The sequence below is a fragment of the Neptuniibacter sp. QD72_48 genome (genome assembly GCF_047778065.1).
Taxonomy (GTDB): domain Bacteria; phylum Pseudomonadota; class Gammaproteobacteria; order Pseudomonadales; family Balneatricaceae; genus Neptuniibacter.
The window spans coordinates 1,072,122-1,088,538 of the sequence record NZ_CP180547.1 but is presented as its reverse complement, the minus strand read 5'-3'; the positions used below and the strand labels follow the sequence as shown (position 1 = coordinate 1,088,538).

At 42.6% G+C, this 16,417-nt stretch carries 16 protein-coding genes; 3 read left to right on the top strand and 13 right to left on the bottom strand.

What is annotated here, in order from left to right:
- Positions 1–17: 17 nt before the first annotated feature.
- From ACMXYX_RS04745 to ACMXYX_RS04710, 8 genes are all read right to left on the bottom strand, one after another.
- Positions 18–758 carry a PP2C family protein-serine/threonine phosphatase gene (locus tag ACMXYX_RS04745; protein WP_415897751.1) on the bottom strand — a complete coding sequence of 247 codons (741 nt, stop codon included), beginning with the start codon at positions 756–758 and terminating at the stop codon, positions 18–20.
- Complete coding sequence (gene tagF / locus ACMXYX_RS04740; RefSeq protein ID WP_415897750.1) at positions 751–1,431, bottom strand: type VI secretion system-associated protein TagF; 681 nt, start codon at positions 1,429–1,431, stop codon at positions 751–753. The genes ACMXYX_RS04745 and tagF overlap by 8 nt, the downstream gene beginning before the upstream one ends.
- The gene (tssM, locus tag ACMXYX_RS04735) at positions 1,431–4,994 is read right to left on the bottom strand and encodes a type VI secretion system membrane subunit TssM (protein WP_415906551.1); all 3,564 of its coding nucleotides are present in this window, start codon (positions 4,992–4,994) and stop codon (positions 1,431–1,433) included. Before tssM ends, tagF begins: the two co-directional genes overlap by 1 nt.
- A gap of 37 nt (positions 4,995–5,031) precedes the next feature.
- Positions 5,032–6,558 (bottom strand): type VI secretion system protein TssL, long form, encoded by a 1,527-nt coding sequence (gene tssL / locus ACMXYX_RS04730; protein WP_415897748.1) that lies wholly within the window; start codon positions 6,556–6,558, stop codon positions 5,032–5,034.
- 14 nt (positions 6,559–6,572) lie between these two features.
- Positions 6,573–7,925: a type VI secretion system baseplate subunit TssK gene (gene tssK / locus ACMXYX_RS04725; RefSeq protein ID WP_415897747.1), complete on the bottom strand. Its 1,353-nt coding sequence runs from the start codon at positions 7,923–7,925 to the stop codon at positions 6,573–6,575.
- Complete coding sequence (gene tssJ, locus ACMXYX_RS04720; RefSeq protein WP_415891640.1) at positions 7,926–8,576, bottom strand: type VI secretion system lipoprotein TssJ; 651 nt, start codon at positions 8,574–8,576, stop codon at positions 7,926–7,928.
- Between the two features lie 102 nt (positions 8,577–8,678).
- Positions 8,679–9,194, bottom strand: a complete 516-nt coding sequence (locus ACMXYX_RS04715; RefSeq protein ID WP_415884419.1) for an Hcp family type VI secretion system effector — start codon at positions 9,192–9,194, stop codon at positions 8,679–8,681.
- A 168-nt stretch (positions 9,195–9,362) separates the two neighbouring features.
- Positions 9,363–10,118, bottom strand: a complete 756-nt coding sequence (locus ACMXYX_RS04710; protein WP_415897746.1) for a hypothetical protein — start codon at positions 10,116–10,118, stop codon at positions 9,363–9,365.
- 209 nt (positions 10,119–10,327) lie between these two features.
- On the opposite strand from ACMXYX_RS04710, the gene ACMXYX_RS04705 reads away from it, so the two are divergent.
- Together ACMXYX_RS04705 and ACMXYX_RS04700 are read left to right on the top strand one after the other, a co-directional pair.
- Positions 10,328–10,876, top strand: a complete 549-nt coding sequence (locus ACMXYX_RS04705; protein ID WP_415884417.1) for an SPOR domain-containing protein — start codon at positions 10,328–10,330, stop codon at positions 10,874–10,876.
- Positions 10,877–10,980: 104 nt separating this feature from the next.
- Entirely contained in the window at positions 10,981–11,241 is a 261-nt protein-coding gene (locus ACMXYX_RS04700) for a hypothetical protein (RefSeq protein WP_415906550.1), read from the top strand.
- Positions 11,242–11,314: 73 nt separating this feature from the next.
- Here ACMXYX_RS04700 and ACMXYX_RS04695 read toward each other — a convergent pair whose 3' ends face one another.
- From ACMXYX_RS04695 to ACMXYX_RS04680, 4 genes are all read right to left on the bottom strand, one after another.
- Positions 11,315–12,139, bottom strand: a complete 825-nt coding sequence (locus ACMXYX_RS04695; RefSeq protein WP_415897744.1) for a hypothetical protein — start codon at positions 12,137–12,139, stop codon at positions 11,315–11,317.
- A gap of 97 nt (positions 12,140–12,236) precedes the next feature.
- Positions 12,237–13,214, bottom strand: coding sequence for a hypothetical protein (locus tag ACMXYX_RS04690; protein ID WP_415897743.1), 978 nt, complete (start codon positions 13,212–13,214; stop codon positions 12,237–12,239).
- Positions 13,211–14,068 (bottom strand): hypothetical protein, encoded by an 858-nt coding sequence (locus ACMXYX_RS04685; RefSeq protein ID WP_415906549.1) that lies wholly within the window; start codon positions 14,066–14,068, stop codon positions 13,211–13,213. Before ACMXYX_RS04685 ends, ACMXYX_RS04690 begins: the two co-directional genes overlap by 4 nt.
- Before the next feature lie 4 nt (positions 14,069–14,072).
- Positions 14,073–14,903 carry a transposase gene (locus tag ACMXYX_RS04680; RefSeq protein ID WP_415906548.1) on the bottom strand — a complete coding sequence of 277 codons (831 nt, stop codon included), beginning with the start codon at positions 14,901–14,903 and terminating at the stop codon, positions 14,073–14,075.
- A gap of 308 nt (positions 14,904–15,211) precedes the next feature.
- Here ACMXYX_RS04680 and ACMXYX_RS04675 point away from each other — a divergent pair, with 308 nt between their 5' ends.
- Complete coding sequence (locus ACMXYX_RS04675) at positions 15,212–15,781, top strand: hypothetical protein (protein WP_415906547.1); 570 nt, start codon at positions 15,212–15,214, stop codon at positions 15,779–15,781.
- Positions 15,782–15,859: 78 nt separating this feature from the next.
- Here ACMXYX_RS04675 and ACMXYX_RS04670 read toward each other — a convergent pair whose 3' ends face one another.
- A complete protein-coding gene (locus ACMXYX_RS04670) occupies positions 15,860–16,372 on the bottom strand; it encodes a hypothetical protein (protein WP_415906546.1) in 513 nt (170 codons plus the stop codon).
- Positions 16,373–16,417: the final 45 nt, after the last annotated feature.

The window sequence follows — 16,417 nt, the reverse complement described above, 5'->3', positions numbered from 1 at the left end:
TTCTACTTAAAGCTCCACTAGATACTTTCTATTTCTTCAACACTAACCAATACGAGCGTTATATTGTCCTTTGCCGACCGCTCTAAGCATTTCGACATTAAAAGATCGATGCCTTGGTTAATATCGCGCGCTGATTGATTCAGGAGCTGAGTCAATTCGTTCTCACCTATCTCTTTATCCAGGCCGTCGCTGCAAATAAGGAAAAGGTCGCCAGCCTGCAAGGGTCTTAGATCCATATCGATAAAGAGGGAATCATTTGCTCCGACCGCACGCGTAATCACATTCCGTTCAGGATGATTGGGTACATCAACAGGGTTGATTCGTCCCTGCTCTAACATCTCTTGAACAAGCGTGTGATCAACCGTTTCTTGGTTAAGACAACCATTGCGAAGTAGATAAACTCGGCTGTCTCCACACCAATAAACCAAGTACCGATTGGTATCGAAGATAAGACCGGCCACCGTAGTACCAATGACTTTGCCATTGCCACCCGCCATGTTCAGTAACTCTTGGTTTGTAGCAACTAGCGTGTCTTCTAGCCTGTCTATGCGGCAAGCGAGGTTTTCTCCTACTGGGAGTTTACTTAGCCGCTCGACCACCAGCTGACTTGCAACATCACCAGCATGATGTCCGCCCATACCATCCGCAACCGCCCAATGGGCCTGCTGATCACAGGTGTACAGCGCATCTTCGTTGATTTTACGGACATGCCCCGTTTCAGTTCGGGCGACTGAACGCCAGGTAAGCTGTCTAGACATCTGCACACTCCCCAGCATATTCAATACCTGCAATAAAATGCGAAAAGTGCTCAGTAGCCGGTAAGCCCGAGCTCACCAAGAATTGCGGCTCTACACCTTCAGTCCCTTCGCTCATCCATAAAACGGGATATTCCACCGCAGTTACCAGATCTAAAAAATGATACTGATAACGCATAGAGTGAATATTTTGCATCAATGGTAGTTCGCCTTTGACAGCTTGTAGCTCAGTAGGCGGAGAGATTGGTCTCAGCGCTAAAGCATCTACCTGTTCACAAAATTGATCGAAATTAAAATCCAGCTCTAAGGTATCTAAAAGCAGGTCTTCTATTCGTTGATAGACCGTTTCTTGTGCTAATACCTGCTCATAAGTCACTAATCGTTGATGGACTGGCAACGCGATTAAGCAGGGAAACTGACGACCGACTTTGTCGATACTTGGGATAAATACCCCCATCCAAGGGTTTTGGTCGAACACACCCGCAGATATGAAAAAGCGCCAGATAGGAGCAACGGTATAACGCGCATTCCAGTCCTCACCTAAACAACCTTTTGCCGCATGTAACCCCTGTTGAAACCACTGATCAAAGTTATCGACCAACGACCGTGGTAACCCTCTCGTCACAAAGTCGCCACGACACGGCATTTTGCCGTAAAAGCCAGCTCTCTGCTCCATTACAGCGTCTCCGGGCAGTAAAAGCCTGATAACAAATCATGACCAAATGGGTTAATAGCACTCAACGCTCTTAATTCGAACATCGCTTTATGGCCCTGTTCATCGAAGGTCACTTGGTAAATGGCTGGATTGTTGGTTTTATTTAAACTTGCACTATTCAGCACTCGGAACCAAGCCCACGGACCAATTTCTGAACGAGAGGAAAGCATGCCCACCTGACTTTGAAGTGACATCGTTACACTATCGGTACTAGGGGTTGGCCAATTAAGGTTGATTGGACGTCGAGGACCATGACGGTAGGTAATGTTCTGTTCACCTAACGTCATTTCAAACTTTGAAACTCTGGCATCAAGACTTAGCGGTCGCATCACAAAAGGAACAGATAGTTGACCGTTACGGAAGAACAATTCCTGAATTTTGCTGGCTCTTTGAAGCTGCGCTAGAGTTCGATTTGATAAGCCAATAGACTGGCCATCGACTTTGCGTTCGACCCAAGTCCGCCCTTTGGTATCAACAAAATCTCTTAGGTAGTTTTGGAAAAACGTATCCAATGTTCCCTGTGGCGAGAAGAAACGCGAGAAGTCTTCTAATGTCGATTCAGTTGGCGAATTAGGATCAAGTGGGAAACGTCCTGCAACAAAGGCTTTACACTCTTGATACACCTGAGTCTGCCAAAGTTGGTTTAACTCATCTAACGTCCCTTTAAGCATCATCTGCCAGTTTTGAGTACCTAGATCACCTACCCAACCCTGCATCACTGGTGGCAAGCTATGTTGGTAGCTGTTCACTTTGCCTATTGGGTCCTGGCCGCCTTGTGCTAATCGATTTTGTGCTGCATCGAGTGCACCTGTGCTTGAGAAGGATGAATTCGCAACACTGTCCATATACAAACCGAGATTCGCCAAGTCATCACTTAAACGATCAAACAACGTGCTATTACCGCGACGCTCAAGTAGTTTGTGATACGGCGCATAATGACGTTCTACACGCTCACCAAGGTTGCCGCCTAACTTATCTAGCAAACCTGATTTTTTAGCATTTCGTAATAGCTTACTAACGCGTTGTTGCTGAACAGCAGCTTTTTGGTTCAAACTCGCGACAGAACGTGCAAGCTCTTCGCCCCCTTCACCTTGCCCTGCTGCGATATATTTAGTCAGCGTCGTTTGCTCTTTAACCGCTTCTAAAAGATAACGAACTGGGCTATCAATACCGGCTGAAATGCTCACCTGACGAACGCTATCTCGAGCATTGGCTGGACGCTTAACGGTTAGATCATCCAATAAGCCATCCCAGTTTTTAATGTAATCCGCGTAGTAAAGGTTGAGCACTTTACGCTGCAGTGCATCCAGATCGATATTAGCCTGTTGATAGCGCTCACCCATAACCCAGTTGTTTTCAAGGAAGCGTTTTGAGATCTCTACACTGTTCGGCAGGAACAGTTCATAAAAACCTTTTTTGGTAAAGAAACCAGGCATTACAAACTGTTTTAAGTCCTGACCCATTTTGCTTTTGAAGATATCAAAACCATAAGGGCCTAGAACGTCATCGAGAATAAGATCATGCGTCCGGCTCTCTTGTAGCTCCCGTTTAACTGCCTGATAAACCTGCTTTTCCAACGGATCACGCGATAGGTTTTTACGTGCTTCGGTGATGATCTTGTCGTTCATAGCGACAGGGGAAAAGCCATCATTGAGTAGTGTATCTAAATGTACTTCTAGGTGATTTAACTCTTCATCGGTTAGTTCGTTATCAGCTTGCCAATCGAGCATTGCCCAGCTTTTGAGGAGCTCAGTATCGTAGTCACGGACACCACCGTACATCAGATAGACGCGCAGCAGCTCATACAGAGCATTGGTGTCGCGTGGATCATTCGCAATGATCAGCTCTTCTATGCGCGCAATAAGTACAGGTAAGAACTGGCTTTCTAGCCATTTGCGATAGGCACTGTCGGTACCTTGTTTAACCTTATCGCCCTGAAAAAGACCAAAACCATGATCGATCCCAGCAGATGCATAAACATGAGGTAATTTTTGAAGTTTATCTAAGCTTGGCAGTACCGCTCTAAAATCAGCACTCGCCAAAGGTTCGGTTACTTGAAGATTCTGTACTTCTGCTAATTCGGACGCAGATTTTTCGATACTTTGATTGTTATTGAAGTAAGACCACGCCCAAGCACTGCAACCAACACCTACAACGAGCAGCGCTGCAACCGCACTTAAACGTTGAAGCCATGTTTTTCTGCGTAGTAAGCCTTGATCAAGTCCAGCAACACCTGCTTCGCCAATAATGACTTTGGTTAGCAGGTCACGAATGAAGAAGCTTTTCCCTTTACCGGAGCCGCCAACCATTGTTGCACGACCAAAACCGAAGCTGCGCACAAGATTACCCAGCAAGCGATCGATCGGCGATCCAACCTGCGTACCACTCGTGTAGTAAACACCTCTAAGTAATACGGGTTCACTGTAACGGCTACTAGAGAATGTTTCAGCAAGGAACAGAGACACAATATCTCGCAAACCCGCAAACTGACTTGGGAATCCAAGGATTAATCCGCGTTTGTCCGGATCGTGCTCATGGTGTAAACGCTCTAATACTTGCTGTTGCAGACGCGTGCTTAGCTGCTGAAAACGCTCAGGGTATTGCTCAACAGGAAGGTCACATTGTCCGCTGGCATCAATACCAAAAGTTTCACCCCAAACTTGTCCACGCGCATCTTTGTCATAACTGTCAAAGAACTCGCTAAAACCGGGAATCAAATCACACTTGGTAAAGGTGAAATAGATCGGAAATTTAATACCAAGATTGTCTTGTAGCTCTTCTATACGGCGGCGAATGGTTTTAGCGCACTGACGACGCTCCTCGTCTGATTGCTGCATCAGATCGGCCATACTCATAGCGATGATAGCGCCGTTAATCGGTTGCTGAGGGCGGTTAAACTTCAACAACTCCATAAACTTTTGCCATGCAGCTTTATCAACCGATTCATGACTATCTTGAGTCGTAAAACGACCAGCGGTATCTATCATGACCGCTTCATCAGCAAACCACCAATCACAGTGGCGCGTGCCGCCGATGCCCTGAATAGCTTCACTGCCCATTTTATCTGCAAGCGGGAAATGAAGGCCCGAATTAACTAAGGCTGTTGTTTTACCTGAGCCAGGAGGGCCAATGATGACGTACCAAGGCAATTCGTATAAGGCGTACTTTCCCTTTTTACCCTTGGAATTCAGAACTTCTAACGCATCATCAAAACGTTCACCAATAACGCTTTGTTCTTCTGCTGTCGCTTGCTCTTCACGTAGCTCTACTTGATGGTTGCTGGAAAGGTTTTCCATCAACTGCTCATTTTTCTTTTTCGACTGCCAATGCAACCGAGCAACGTTGGCACCCCATAATGCAATAACGATAACAATTGCTAATAATCGAGCAAAATCAGAAGATAAAAAGTACGTATCAGCAATCGCGATCAACGGGCCAACAAACCAGATCAACAGAGCGACACACACCAGACCTAACAGTTGCAGAAACCACTTATTCGTTACAAAACTAACAATCTTTTTCACGACAAAACCTGTTTTTCAATCCCTAGAAAATTCGTTACTACTTGCGTAAAACGATCTCAACACGTCGATTTAGTGCTCGGTTTTTAGCTGAAGAGTTCGGTACTAAAGGCTCACTATCCGCTAACCCTTCTACACGAATCACTTGCTGCGCCGGCAATTTACTTTTCAGTAAGTCGCCTACTGAATCAGCCCTCGCTTTTGAAAGAACCCAGTTTGATGGGAATCGAGCTGAGAAAATTGGAATGTTGTCCGAATGCCCTTGCACTTCAATCGGTGCTGACAGTTCGGGAATGGTTTCACCGATTCTCTCAATCAGTGGAATAAACCGAGGAGATAGCTCAGCCTGACCGGATGCAAACAGTTTGGTATGACGGATGCGAACACGAGTGTGGGTAGCGTCATCAATCAATTCAATCACACCGTTATCTATTTCCGATTTGAGTGCCGGTGTCAGAATTCCAACCAAATCTAACCGTTGGAAATCGAGGACTGGCGGTGGTGCAGGAACATAACGATTAAGTTTATCGATATTTACGGGTGTAACTTGTAACGGATCAGCCTGCCCTACTGCTGCCAAGTTCGCCATAACCTGATCTGATTTTTGGTTTAAATACCAGTTAAAACCAATAAAAGAGGAAGATAAGAGTACTAACGCAACAGACCAAATAACCCATTGAGGAAGATGGCGAACAAAGCCTTGATGAGCGACATCTAATCCCATCCAGGCTGGTGATAATGGCAACGCAGCTCTATTACGATGTCTTGTTATGAGGATATAAAGCTCACTACGGAGTTGATCTAGTTCCCTTCTACCATTAGAGAGGCGACGGTATTTACCTTCAAAACCTAGCGATAAGCAGCAATAGTAAAACTCTAAAACCAACAAACTAGTAGCAGGTCTTTGCATCAATTCTTGAAGGTAGTGGAAGAAGTTCTCCCCACCCCAAGCTTCTTGATGCAGATTGATCAGCATACTGTCCCCAGACCAGCGACTTGTACTTCCCCAAGGGGTATTTAATACAATTTCATCAACAAGAGAGCACATGGCATAACTAATTTGATGAGCTGTATTTGGATCGGCTTGTATACCCCACCCCTGACTGCGGTAGAAATTAAGTTGATCTAACGCGTAACGATGAAACTCATCAAGGTTTGGACACTCTGATGCACTCTGAATTTTACTCGCGAACGTTAACAACGGCGAAACCATAGCGATCAGAGGGTTCTCTTCATACATGGGTACCGCTGATTGATGATGCTGTTGATCATAAGCAGCTGGGCTAGGTTGATACGCTGGAGCCGCTGGTTGAGCAGGCTGCCCAACATGACCTTGATGAGGAGCATATTCATGCGCCGGTTGTCCGTAGCTGGAACTTGATGGGTTTTGAGAATGAGGCTGCTGAGCGGGCTGATACCCACCGGGAGGAACCGCTTGTCCATTATAGGGCTGTTCCGGTGTATATTGAGGTGCCTGTTGTGGGCCCGCATGCCCCTGATTCTGCTGCCCATCTCGCTGCGGTCTTCTGCCGCCCGGTGTAGGCCTAATAATTGTTTGGTCTTCCATGAATAAACTCTCTATTACCGCCGTTTAATCGCCCAAAATTGACACTCTAGTCCCGGAAAATCGCCACCTATGTGGAATGCGATTCCGCCGGACTGTTGCAGGTTTTTCCATAGCGCATTGCTGATATCTAATTGGAAATAAGTGAAACCTGCGTGATACGGAATCTCTCGAGGAGCCACAGGTAGATCGCTAACTGGAATACCTGGTAGCGCACTGCTGATTAATTCGCGAATCTGCTCGACTGGCCCAATTTTCATTTGAGCAGGTAACTGCTTTCGTAATTTTTCTTGCGGTACTTGGGCGCTAACGGCCAGCACGAAGTCTGCACTTTTGAGTAAGGATCTATCGTTGATACGCGCTGCACGAATCCCATATTGCGGTGGTGATAATGGAATAGACTCTGCGATATTTTCCAGTACGGTGCCGAAAGACTCTCTCAGATCGACAAACAGTGGCGAGAACGTTTCAAAGAGTGCTTCATGCTCATATTTGGGATATTCAGGTGAACGCTTATCCTTCTTCATAAACGTTGATAACTCACCTGCCATACCCAGCAATCTCTCGTACAATCCAAGAGGATGTAGCTCTTCCAAATCACGCAGAAGATTAAGCACAGGATCTAAACGATTGAGGATCTGCAGCAGCATAAAATCTGTAACTTCTGCCACGCCACCTTTGCCGCCACCACCAGCAACACGACCCGCTAGTTCTCTTGCACGGGTCATGACTAAGCTGTGAAGCTCGGTTACAAAATCAGTTAATAATGGCGAGGCCTTGGTATGAAGTACCGTAGGAATAAAATCACGACGTAAACGAATTTTTCCGCCCTTAACTTCCTCAATATGAGCAACTGCAATCTGAGTGTACCCTTCAGGCACAACCAGTGAATCATCGCCACGTTCTGGTTCCACAAAAAGACGCATACGTAATTCACCGACTTGAATCGATGAATTTTCGCCGTGCTCATCAGACGAATCTTTTAACTCCAACGATCTCGGTAGATATCTAATGAGACTATTTCTGTGATCACTTTCACCGATCTCAGCCGTACCTTCTTGGCGCAGAGGAATCGCTAAATAAACAACGGCATCTTCAATAGAGTCTGGAACACGAATTGATAGCGGTGGCGCATCGCCCGTCAACGTACTAAAGCTAGTTCCATCCGGAAAAATACCTGCGCACTCTTCAAGCGTAAGCTCGCCAATTTCTAAATGTGATTGATTGATCTTGAGCGCCGAAAAACCCCAAGCATAAGGCGTGAGATCTCGATTACGATTTGTTAATTCTTTTGAGATATAGCGCTCAAACTGTTGAAAATGATGAGGGCGTAGAAACATCCCCTCATGCCAGATAACTTTGTTAGTCAATTAACAGCCCTCTTTAACTAATACATCAAGCAAACCGGCTTTCTTACAATCTTCCAGTTTCATGGGATTAACAGTCACACCACCCTCTTCTACTTTGACACCCTGTGATGCTTGCAGAGACGGTGCAGCTAATGAAGGCGTTACTCCTTGCGCTGCCACATTGCCGTTTGGTGAAACAGTCAGTACATTCGCGTTTAGATAAGCCACTAGCGAAACATCAGCTTGGCTTGGAATCGGGAGAATCTGCTTATGAATAGCGTTATCTGTATTCTGGAATGCTGCCATCACCGCAACGAAATGCGCATCGGGGTCAATAACAGATTGGTGATTTACAAAAGAGCCTGGGGCAACGACATATTCTTCACGAGATAATAGATCTGCAGATAAGAGCGTCTTATCTTGATCGTAAAGATCGAAAAAGCTGGCTTCTTTAAAATCAACTTCTTTACGTAATTGATAAACTCTAACGACCGTAGGAGAAGGCCTACCAGAGAGATCGAGATTAGTTAATGGATGGGCCGATATAGCCAGAGCAAGATTAGAATCCGGTGGCGTATCATCTTTTACTTCAACAGATAAACACCCGCTTAGAGAGAGAAATAACAACATACAGAACATTGCCCTGTAACCTTTCTCAAACCTCAATGACATAATCTAACTCCTTTAGTCTTTTTCCATTTAGAACTGCAACAACGCAAAAGGCTGCCGAATCCGCAAAGCAGATTGGCAGCCCTTAAACTTAATTTAGAGAAATTAAGCTTTAGGTACACGCCAGTCATCAGAACCAGACGTTCCTGCTACTTCGTGCGTCCAAGAGATCTTACGGTAAGTTAACGCAATATCTTCCATGTGCGTGAAGTGAGCCATATCTGGATCCTGACAGTTAGGCATTTTCGCCTTAATATCAACGATCATTGCGTCTTCTAGTTCGTGCGTGAAGTAATGTTCTTGCTGACCCGTCATAGACGTGCGGTACCACTTCAACACAACTTTTGGTAGACGCTCACCACTAGTCAACGCTTCATAAAGTTTTGGCGAAGACTTGTCGTAAATCTTTGTAATAACAAACGCATCATGAACACGCTGACCGCTTGGCTGACCACTCTGCGGATCACGTGGGATCAAAATTTGGTGTTCAAAACCTTGAACAGTGATCTCATTTTCATGATCTTCCTGAAAACGGTTACCCATGGATTCCATGCTGTTAGCGCCTTCAGTGATGTTGCCCTGAGTTTCACCCTCAATGGACATATAACCTGGAGTTGGCATATATCTCTCCTTAGATTTAGTGGTTTAAAAATTTCACAACCACCTATTCAATCCGCATGCCAACTTTTAAAAACCCTATTCCTTTGCGGCCTACAGCCAGAATCACTATCCAAGTTACTTAAGGCACACAAGGGCTTAATGAGCACAAAAACGCTCAATTGAGAAAAACTAAGCTAAAACCCCAAGCAATCTCTCTTTCAAATCGAAGGCCATACCTTCCAAACCATCGATATCAACCAACTCTTCAAAGGTAGAACCTCCAGAAAGCTGAGAAACCATAGAAACAAGAGAGTCTTGAGGACGAAACGCAGGAACAACAGATGTGAGAACAACATAAGGAAGATCACCCGACACATCAGGTAGTGCCTCGATGCTTACCTCATAACCCAATCCAGAAAGAATCCTTTGTAGATCTGGGCTTTGCTCAATGAGCAACCAGATAGTCAGCGCTCTTATAACGAAAGGAGAAACTTCTTCATAACGCATCTCCTGACCACCAATACGATCTGAGATAAGCCCAACCAGATCGTAACTACAGTCATAGCCTAAAACCCAGCGCACAGGAGTAGAAAACAGTAACGGTGAAGATAAACCAGACAACTCTTGGGAATAACTCCAAGGGGTTAGCGACAATTTATTGTGAATAGCAGATAAAGGGGTAGAAAGCTTAGCTGACAAGCCAAATGCATCACGCATAACTGACTTATAGCGCTCCTCAAGTAGAGAAAAATTTTTCTCAGCGCCTATCACCTTATCTCGTGAGGCACTCTGCATGTACTCACCCAAAACTTTTCGAGGGGCACAAAGCGTAGTGAGCGTTTTAACGTAACCGTGAAGATCTTCGCTCAATAACGAGCTAACTTTCTTAGATTGATCGCGCAGAGAGGACAAATCCTCAAACTGAATTTCCCTAACTGGTGTCATAACAACGTCCCTATCCACCAAATTCTTTATAAAACTCGAGCCAGTCTACTTATATATTTAAAAAAAACAAATAATTTAAAACCCAAATAAGCGTGTGAGAATATTTATTCTCACCCATAAAAACCCTTTAAATATTCTTTATTCATTATTCAAAAAATAAATGGCATAAAACATGCTATTTAATATTTAAACTATCATGGATAACCAAGATGAAAGTATGTAAAGGGAAATACCTTCTTGTCGGATTAATCGCCGCTAGCACACACCAACTCAGCGCAGCAGGAACGCCACCTTCTCACTTACCCGAAGCTCGATATGACAGTGAGATAAAGGAACAAGATTACCTGATAACACAGGAGCAAAAAGGCAAATGGGCGGTCAACTGTCGCCAGAGAATCAATCCTGCATCAACTGATAAACGTTGTAGTGCCACTGATGGAAGGCAGATTCTTAAATTCACAGCTCAGGCCGAAGAACCCGCTCCACCACCAGCCAAAGCTTTTGAACAAGCAGCTAAACTCACTGATGGCTACATACTGCAACTTGCTGCTTTCTCCACCCAAGAAGCGGCACTTAGATTTCAGGCTACACATTCAACTATAAGATCTCGCGTAGTTTCGACCACAGTACAAAGTGTTCAAATGTTTAATGTTATTACACCCGTGATAGAGAACTTTAAACAAGCACAAGTTTCTGCAGAAAATACGGCTAAAACCCTAGGTTATTTACCCTGGATTCGAACAACAGATTCAATATAACTCACTACATAAACCACAAGGATGACTTATGTATACTCTCGCAAAAATACTTAACTTTTTAATGGCAGGCCTATTTTACAATTTTAGGTATAGCAGCACTATTAATGGGCAACTTCTTTGCTCCATTCTTTCCAGTCGATTTGGCGATCGTCATGTCGATTCTACCGTTTCTGGTAACAGCCATGGGCATCGTAGGTCTATGGAGCATCTTTACAAATAACAGAAGCTGGCAAATAGCATTTGCTCTATTTACTGCAATGTTCTGGTACATCGGAACAATTATAGGTGTATTGAGCCTTATCTTGCTCCTTGCGAGCAAACCATCAGAAGAAGAAACGAAAGAACTACCAAACCCTACCGCTTAAATACAAAGACACGGAGTAAGCCTATTGCTCCGTGTCTGATTCTCAGAAGATACCTACTATTTTTAGATTAAGATCAGAGAGTGACTGGGACCTTCCATATCCGTTTTACGTCAACAGTACGACCGGATAGGGCTGTGAATTCGCCTTCTAACTTAATGTACCAATGAGCTATCCCATTTCTACTCTTGGCGAAACTTGGCTCTAGGTCTTTAGAAATCGGGAGATCAAAGAAAACCTCCGAACAGCCCTGAAAGTCACTTTTCACCTGCGGATCGATACTCTCTTTGAATAAGTTTGATTCTTTAAATCCTAATTTTTCGTTTGCTTCTACACGGTATATTTCATTGCAAGAAAGACTTAGAGTTAGTGGTTTTGGTGTTGGAATCCCCTGTATTTTGAAATGACCCGCTATACGATCACCAATACGCCCACATCCATCCTCTAAAAACAGGGTCGATTTGCCTATCTCTTTGTATTCATTTATTTTTTTAAAACCATACTTACAAAAGAAAAAACCAACCAAAGAGAACACCCAGAAGATATAGTGCATCTTATCTGTAGTTCTAATATTAAGCTCAATGAAAATGGGGACTACACCAAAACCAAGCATTACGAAAAAACCAACAAAGGCCATCACATAAGACTGCCCACCAGAAATATCTTCAATTCCAGCACTAGATTCTTTAATTAAATACTTAACATTTCTCTTCTTAGCTGTAAAAATTAACCACGCCCCACTAGCAACACAAATAATTGTTAGGAAGTTGAAAAAATTGCTATCTTCACCAGCAGCAACACTAAACACCATTCCTAATAGGCACAGGATAAAACCATTAAAGACAGCTTTTATAGGGCTACTCGCTGAAGCTCTATTAACATAATCATATTCAAAACGCATAAAAATCCCTTTTATTGGCCAGATAGATAGTTATTTATTAAATTTTCTTTAATCCCAATTATTCACTACATATACTTAGGTTGGAAGTTAAGCAATATTAAACATCTGGTTTAAACATAAACATAAAATCCATTTCATCAAAATTTATTACATGTTCAATACTGTTGAAAAACTCTTCTGATTTTTTATTTAGCTCAGTTATTGTTTTTTTATCAACATTGAATTTCACAACATAGAATTCTTCATCAAACTCTTCACCCGTACCAAGGTGATAAGCCCTATTAAAAATATAAGCTTCTTCGGCTGATATCAATTCATCACTAATTGCCCAATCATAACGCCTTCCGCCATAACCTTTTTTAAGACTATCCATGTACAGATCCCTACGCTTTGCATTGGTCATTCCCTCATATGGGTTATGAACGAAATACATTGCTATCTGAGGATCTTTATTAACATTATCAAGTAGAGCTTGATACATTTCTTCACCCCAATATTCTTGATAAGTCTTTCCGGTGGTCTGCAGACCAACCATTGAACTTGCTAGCGGTCTAACATAGCCTTTTTTAGCCGCATCTAAAAAGTATTTAACCCCTTTACCTGAAAATTTATCGTAAAACTTCTCCAATAATGAACGGTCATGAATCTGATAGAAAAACCCAGCTTTGGCATCTTCTTTTTTAGCTAACTCTTTCCATCGAATAATCGCTTTATCCAAGTTATCTTCACTACATTCCCAACCATTGACTTCGCAAACATCGCCTGTCCCATCAACTCCTGATAATTTGAATAGCGCATAGGGATTACCTAATTCTCCAGCCTGTTCAAACCACTTATAAGCCCCATAACGGTCACGACCAAAATTTTGCTGTTTCATGTAGCCGTACCAGAATAAAGCCTGTGCATCCCCTTTTAGCGCATAAGGTTCAAGCTTAGCCATAGCTTCATCGTACTTTTTGTAGCGAATATCAATCATAATTGGATAAAGGTAATGTCCTTTTTCTACGTAACCAGCATTCGCTAACGAAGTGATTACCAATAAGCTACAAGCGAAAATACGTAAAAAAAACATCATGCTTTTCCTTCTATATCCATAACTGAAACCCGGTGGCAGTTTGGGTTAATATCTACAGCATTTTTACGAGCATTCTGCTCAATAACGTCACTTTTACAATCCCCGATATAGATGGCCGTATAGGAATCACCTAAGTAGCCTTTTTCTACATAAAACTGATAGTCACGTGTAAGCATATTTAATAGCTCCCTAAAACTATAAATTTTATTGGTTCTGCCGGATTGATTCAGTTCTGTATCAGAATCCGCCCAAATTGCTGACTCATACAAATAGATCATTCGGCGCAAATTACCTAAAAGCGCCTGCCATTCAGCCTTGTAGCTACCTGGCTTCTGCCCCTTACCACTCATTCGCGTTAATGTTTCTTCAAAATAACGTCTCTGCTTACCAGACAGTTCCGAAGAATAGGCAATATCATCACCTTTGATATGACCATTGACTAACCACACCAGTATTCTCTCAAAAGCATTTCGTTGCCTAACATCCCGATTTTGATCAAGTACCAATCTTGGATTTCCGCCCATATTCATTAGATCACTGGTTCGCTCTCCAAACGAATACGTCTGCTTATCCGTCAACGTATAAAGCAAGCGCCCCAATGTCTCAGGAGGCATTTTCTTAACCCATGGAAGCGCTACTTCTGCTTCATTGTTGATAAAGTCTGCCAGAACTGGGGCTAGTTTTTCACGTGTCTTTTCGTCATTAAATGCTTGGATTTGTTCGAATGGTAATAGTAAAACATCCGCAGCTTTAAGGCCTGTAACCATAACCGCTGTTAGGAACATATTGAACAGTTCGAAGGAATTTTCACCGCTTTCTGAGGAACCTAAGGGGTCAAGTCTCCCATTTCCCATATAATTATCCGCTATTAACAATTCTACTTACCGAGCTTTTACTACTTCCGAAATAATCAGCGAGCTCTTTCAGCGTATAATGTCCACTTGCATAAGCTTTTATAATTGCTTCCTTCTTTCCGTAAAGCTCCTGATAGTAAGATAAGGATTTCTTCGCCTGCCTTTGCTGTATTTTAGGGATATCTATTAAGCTTTGATCGGGATCTAGCTTACACTGCACTTCATCGATAAATGCATCAGAGCCAAGGTAAATTTGATTTGTTAACTTTTCCCAAGGGGAAGGCTGATTCGATCCCTCAAAAACAAATAATCTATATTTCTCTTGAGCCTGACTCTTATGTTCATCGAATGCAGCTAGAATTGAATCGACGACCAAACACTCATGCGCTTTGCACAAACCAGCTGTTGATCGATAACTACTCCAAGGCCATTCAGAAGCTTCATGACACATTCTTGCTCTAACTGGGTTCAGCACTATGTATCTACTTAATTCTAAAAGGTACTCATTACTATCAACTATAATTGCCTTATAGCGACCTTGGAAAAGATGACCAACTCTCTTATATGTTCGATTTATCCATTGTGTATACACACCGTTCAACTGTCTCATGCCCTTTGAAAGGTTAGAATCAGCTGTTTCTATTAAGAGGTGATAGTGGTTATCCATTAGACAATAAGCATGACAAATCCATCTATACCGCTCACAAATCTGCTGGAGTAAAGATAGAAAATACCGCCTACCGGTATCATCAAAATAGATATCTGACCGCGTATTGCCTCTGGATGTAATGTGATAATAAGCGCCGGGAAACTCAATCCTGAGTGCTCTAGACATGCTCACCTCCTGTGATTGTCCTTAACCTGCTTCCTTAGGTTATTTGTGTCTAGCTATTGTGGGAAATGGGAGACTTGACCCCTGATTTTTACACTGGAGACTTGACCCCTGATTTTTACACTTGAAAACTGATTAATAACGACTGGTTTCTTTATCAAAGGACCGTTCCTGAAGGACTAATAACCCCGCTCAGATTACAAGCTACCGGCTTTGTGAATAAACTCGGCTCAAATAAAACGGCGATAAACAAGCAATATAAATTAATTGAAAGCGAGCCCTTTCACGGTATAAAAGCAGTGAATCGCCTGATGGTAACGGATTTTCACTCCAACAAATACTCAGATGTTTATCATCAAATAATGGATCTAGATGGAAAACTTCTTCATGAAGAAGCCTTCAGGGATGTTAGTACATTCTCTAGTTCAGGTTTTTTTGTAGTTAAAAGAGCAGATTCTAAAGCCAATCTTATCGATAGCTTCAGTCACGATGGCAAATTTGTAAGCAAGCAATGGTATGACAAGGTCTTTAGCCCCCGATTTGGCCAGAAGTGCGCCCTAGTACGTGATAATGATAAAGGCAATTTTATGTTTACTGACGGTAGTTTACTGAGCGAAAAGTGGAGTGATAAAACCCATTCAACCTTCACCGCTGGTAAACAGGATATGCGTGCGATAAAACTGAATGGCGAGTACATTGTTATGAATGAAAACTGTGATCAGATTACAGAAGAGCGCTTTCCTCATCTGATTAGTAAATTTGGTCGAGCTCACTTCTGCGTATCAAAGAGTTTCACAGGCCTTACAGACTGGCACAAGCTTTCTTATGATGGCAGTATTTCACCTGTCAATTCAAAAGAAGATTGCTTTAAACAACAGTGAAATAATTCGGGTCAGTGTATCTGGTTCAATCAAACAAAAAATCATACACTGCCCCGATTTATTAACCATTGCATATGGTCAACCTACTGCATAACCTTTCAACTTTTTATAGACACCACCTATAATAAAACACATTCGCTCATAATAGTCTCTGTGTAAGAACCCATAAATAGCATAACCATAGCACATAGCTGCAAGCACCCCAGATCTTATACATTCAATATAGAAACCCCATGTTATTAAATCACCAGAATCCCAATATGCCCAGCACGAAAAAACAGTACTGAATAAGAGACTAAAAAACATTGGAAACAAAACCCAAAAAGCAACTGATTTATTTAAAATCTTACCCGACTTACGTAAAAAACCACAAACCATCATAAAGAAAAATATGATCAAGAAAGAATACACAACAGTAAAAAATAGTGTCTCAGATTCATACGTAAAATCTCTGTAAGTCCCCTTTATGAACCTAAATTCACCATCATATATTTTATAGTTTACCCATAGGCGATAAATCAAAAATGTAACACCACCCCCAAAGATAGAGCTAACTAAAGGCAGAACTCCATACATGGTAATTTTTTTCATCTAAAACATCCTTATCTCTATGCTAACGTAGGTGAAATTTGATCA

What these genes read in the sequence shown, in the direction of transcription:
- ACMXYX_RS04675 (WP_415906547.1), top strand. Translation starts at nt 15,212, where the DNA reads ATGGTAACGGATTTTCACTCCAACAAATACTCAGATGTTTATCATCAA.
- tagF (WP_415897750.1), bottom strand. Translation starts at nt 1,431, where the DNA reads ATGGAGCAGAGAGCTGGCTTTTACGGCAAAATGCCGTGTCGTGGCGAC.
- ACMXYX_RS04690 (WP_415897743.1), bottom strand. Translation starts at nt 13,214, where the DNA reads ATGATGTTTTTTTTACGTATTTTCGCTTGTAGCTTATTGGTAATCACT.
- ACMXYX_RS04710 (WP_415897746.1), bottom strand. Translation starts at nt 10,118, where the DNA reads ATGACACCAGTTAGGGAAATTCAGTTTGAGGATTTGTCCTCTCTGCGC.
- ACMXYX_RS04745 (WP_415897751.1), bottom strand. Translation starts at nt 758, where the DNA reads ATGTCTAGACAGCTTACCTGGCGTTCAGTCGCCCGAACTGAAACGGGG.
- ACMXYX_RS04715 (WP_415884419.1), bottom strand. Translation starts at nt 9,194, where the DNA reads ATGCCAACTCCAGGTTATATGTCCATTGAGGGTGAAACTCAGGGCAAC.
- ACMXYX_RS04705 (WP_415884417.1), top strand. Translation starts at nt 10,328, where the DNA reads ATGAAAGTATGTAAAGGGAAATACCTTCTTGTCGGATTAATCGCCGCT.
- ACMXYX_RS04680 (WP_415906548.1), bottom strand. Translation starts at nt 14,903, where the DNA reads ATGTCTAGAGCACTCAGGATTGAGTTTCCCGGCGCTTATTATCACATT.
- ACMXYX_RS04695 (WP_415897744.1), bottom strand. Translation starts at nt 12,139, where the DNA reads ATGCGTTTTGAATATGATTATGTTAATAGAGCTTCAGCGAGTAGCCCT.
- ACMXYX_RS04700 (WP_415906550.1), top strand. Translation starts at nt 10,981, where the DNA reads ATGGGCAACTTCTTTGCTCCATTCTTTCCAGTCGATTTGGCGATCGTC.
- ACMXYX_RS04685 (WP_415906549.1), bottom strand. Translation starts at nt 14,068, where the DNA reads ATGGGAAATGGGAGACTTGACCCCTTAGGTTCCTCAGAAAGCGGTGAA.
- tssJ (WP_415891640.1), bottom strand. Translation starts at nt 8,576, where the DNA reads ATGTCATTGAGGTTTGAGAAAGGTTACAGGGCAATGTTCTGTATGTTG.
- tssL (WP_415897748.1), bottom strand. Translation starts at nt 6,558, where the DNA reads ATGGAAGACCAAACAATTATTAGGCCTACACCGGGCGGCAGAAGACCG.
- ACMXYX_RS04670 (WP_415906546.1), bottom strand. Translation starts at nt 16,372, where the DNA reads ATGAAAAAAATTACCATGTATGGAGTTCTGCCTTTAGTTAGCTCTATC.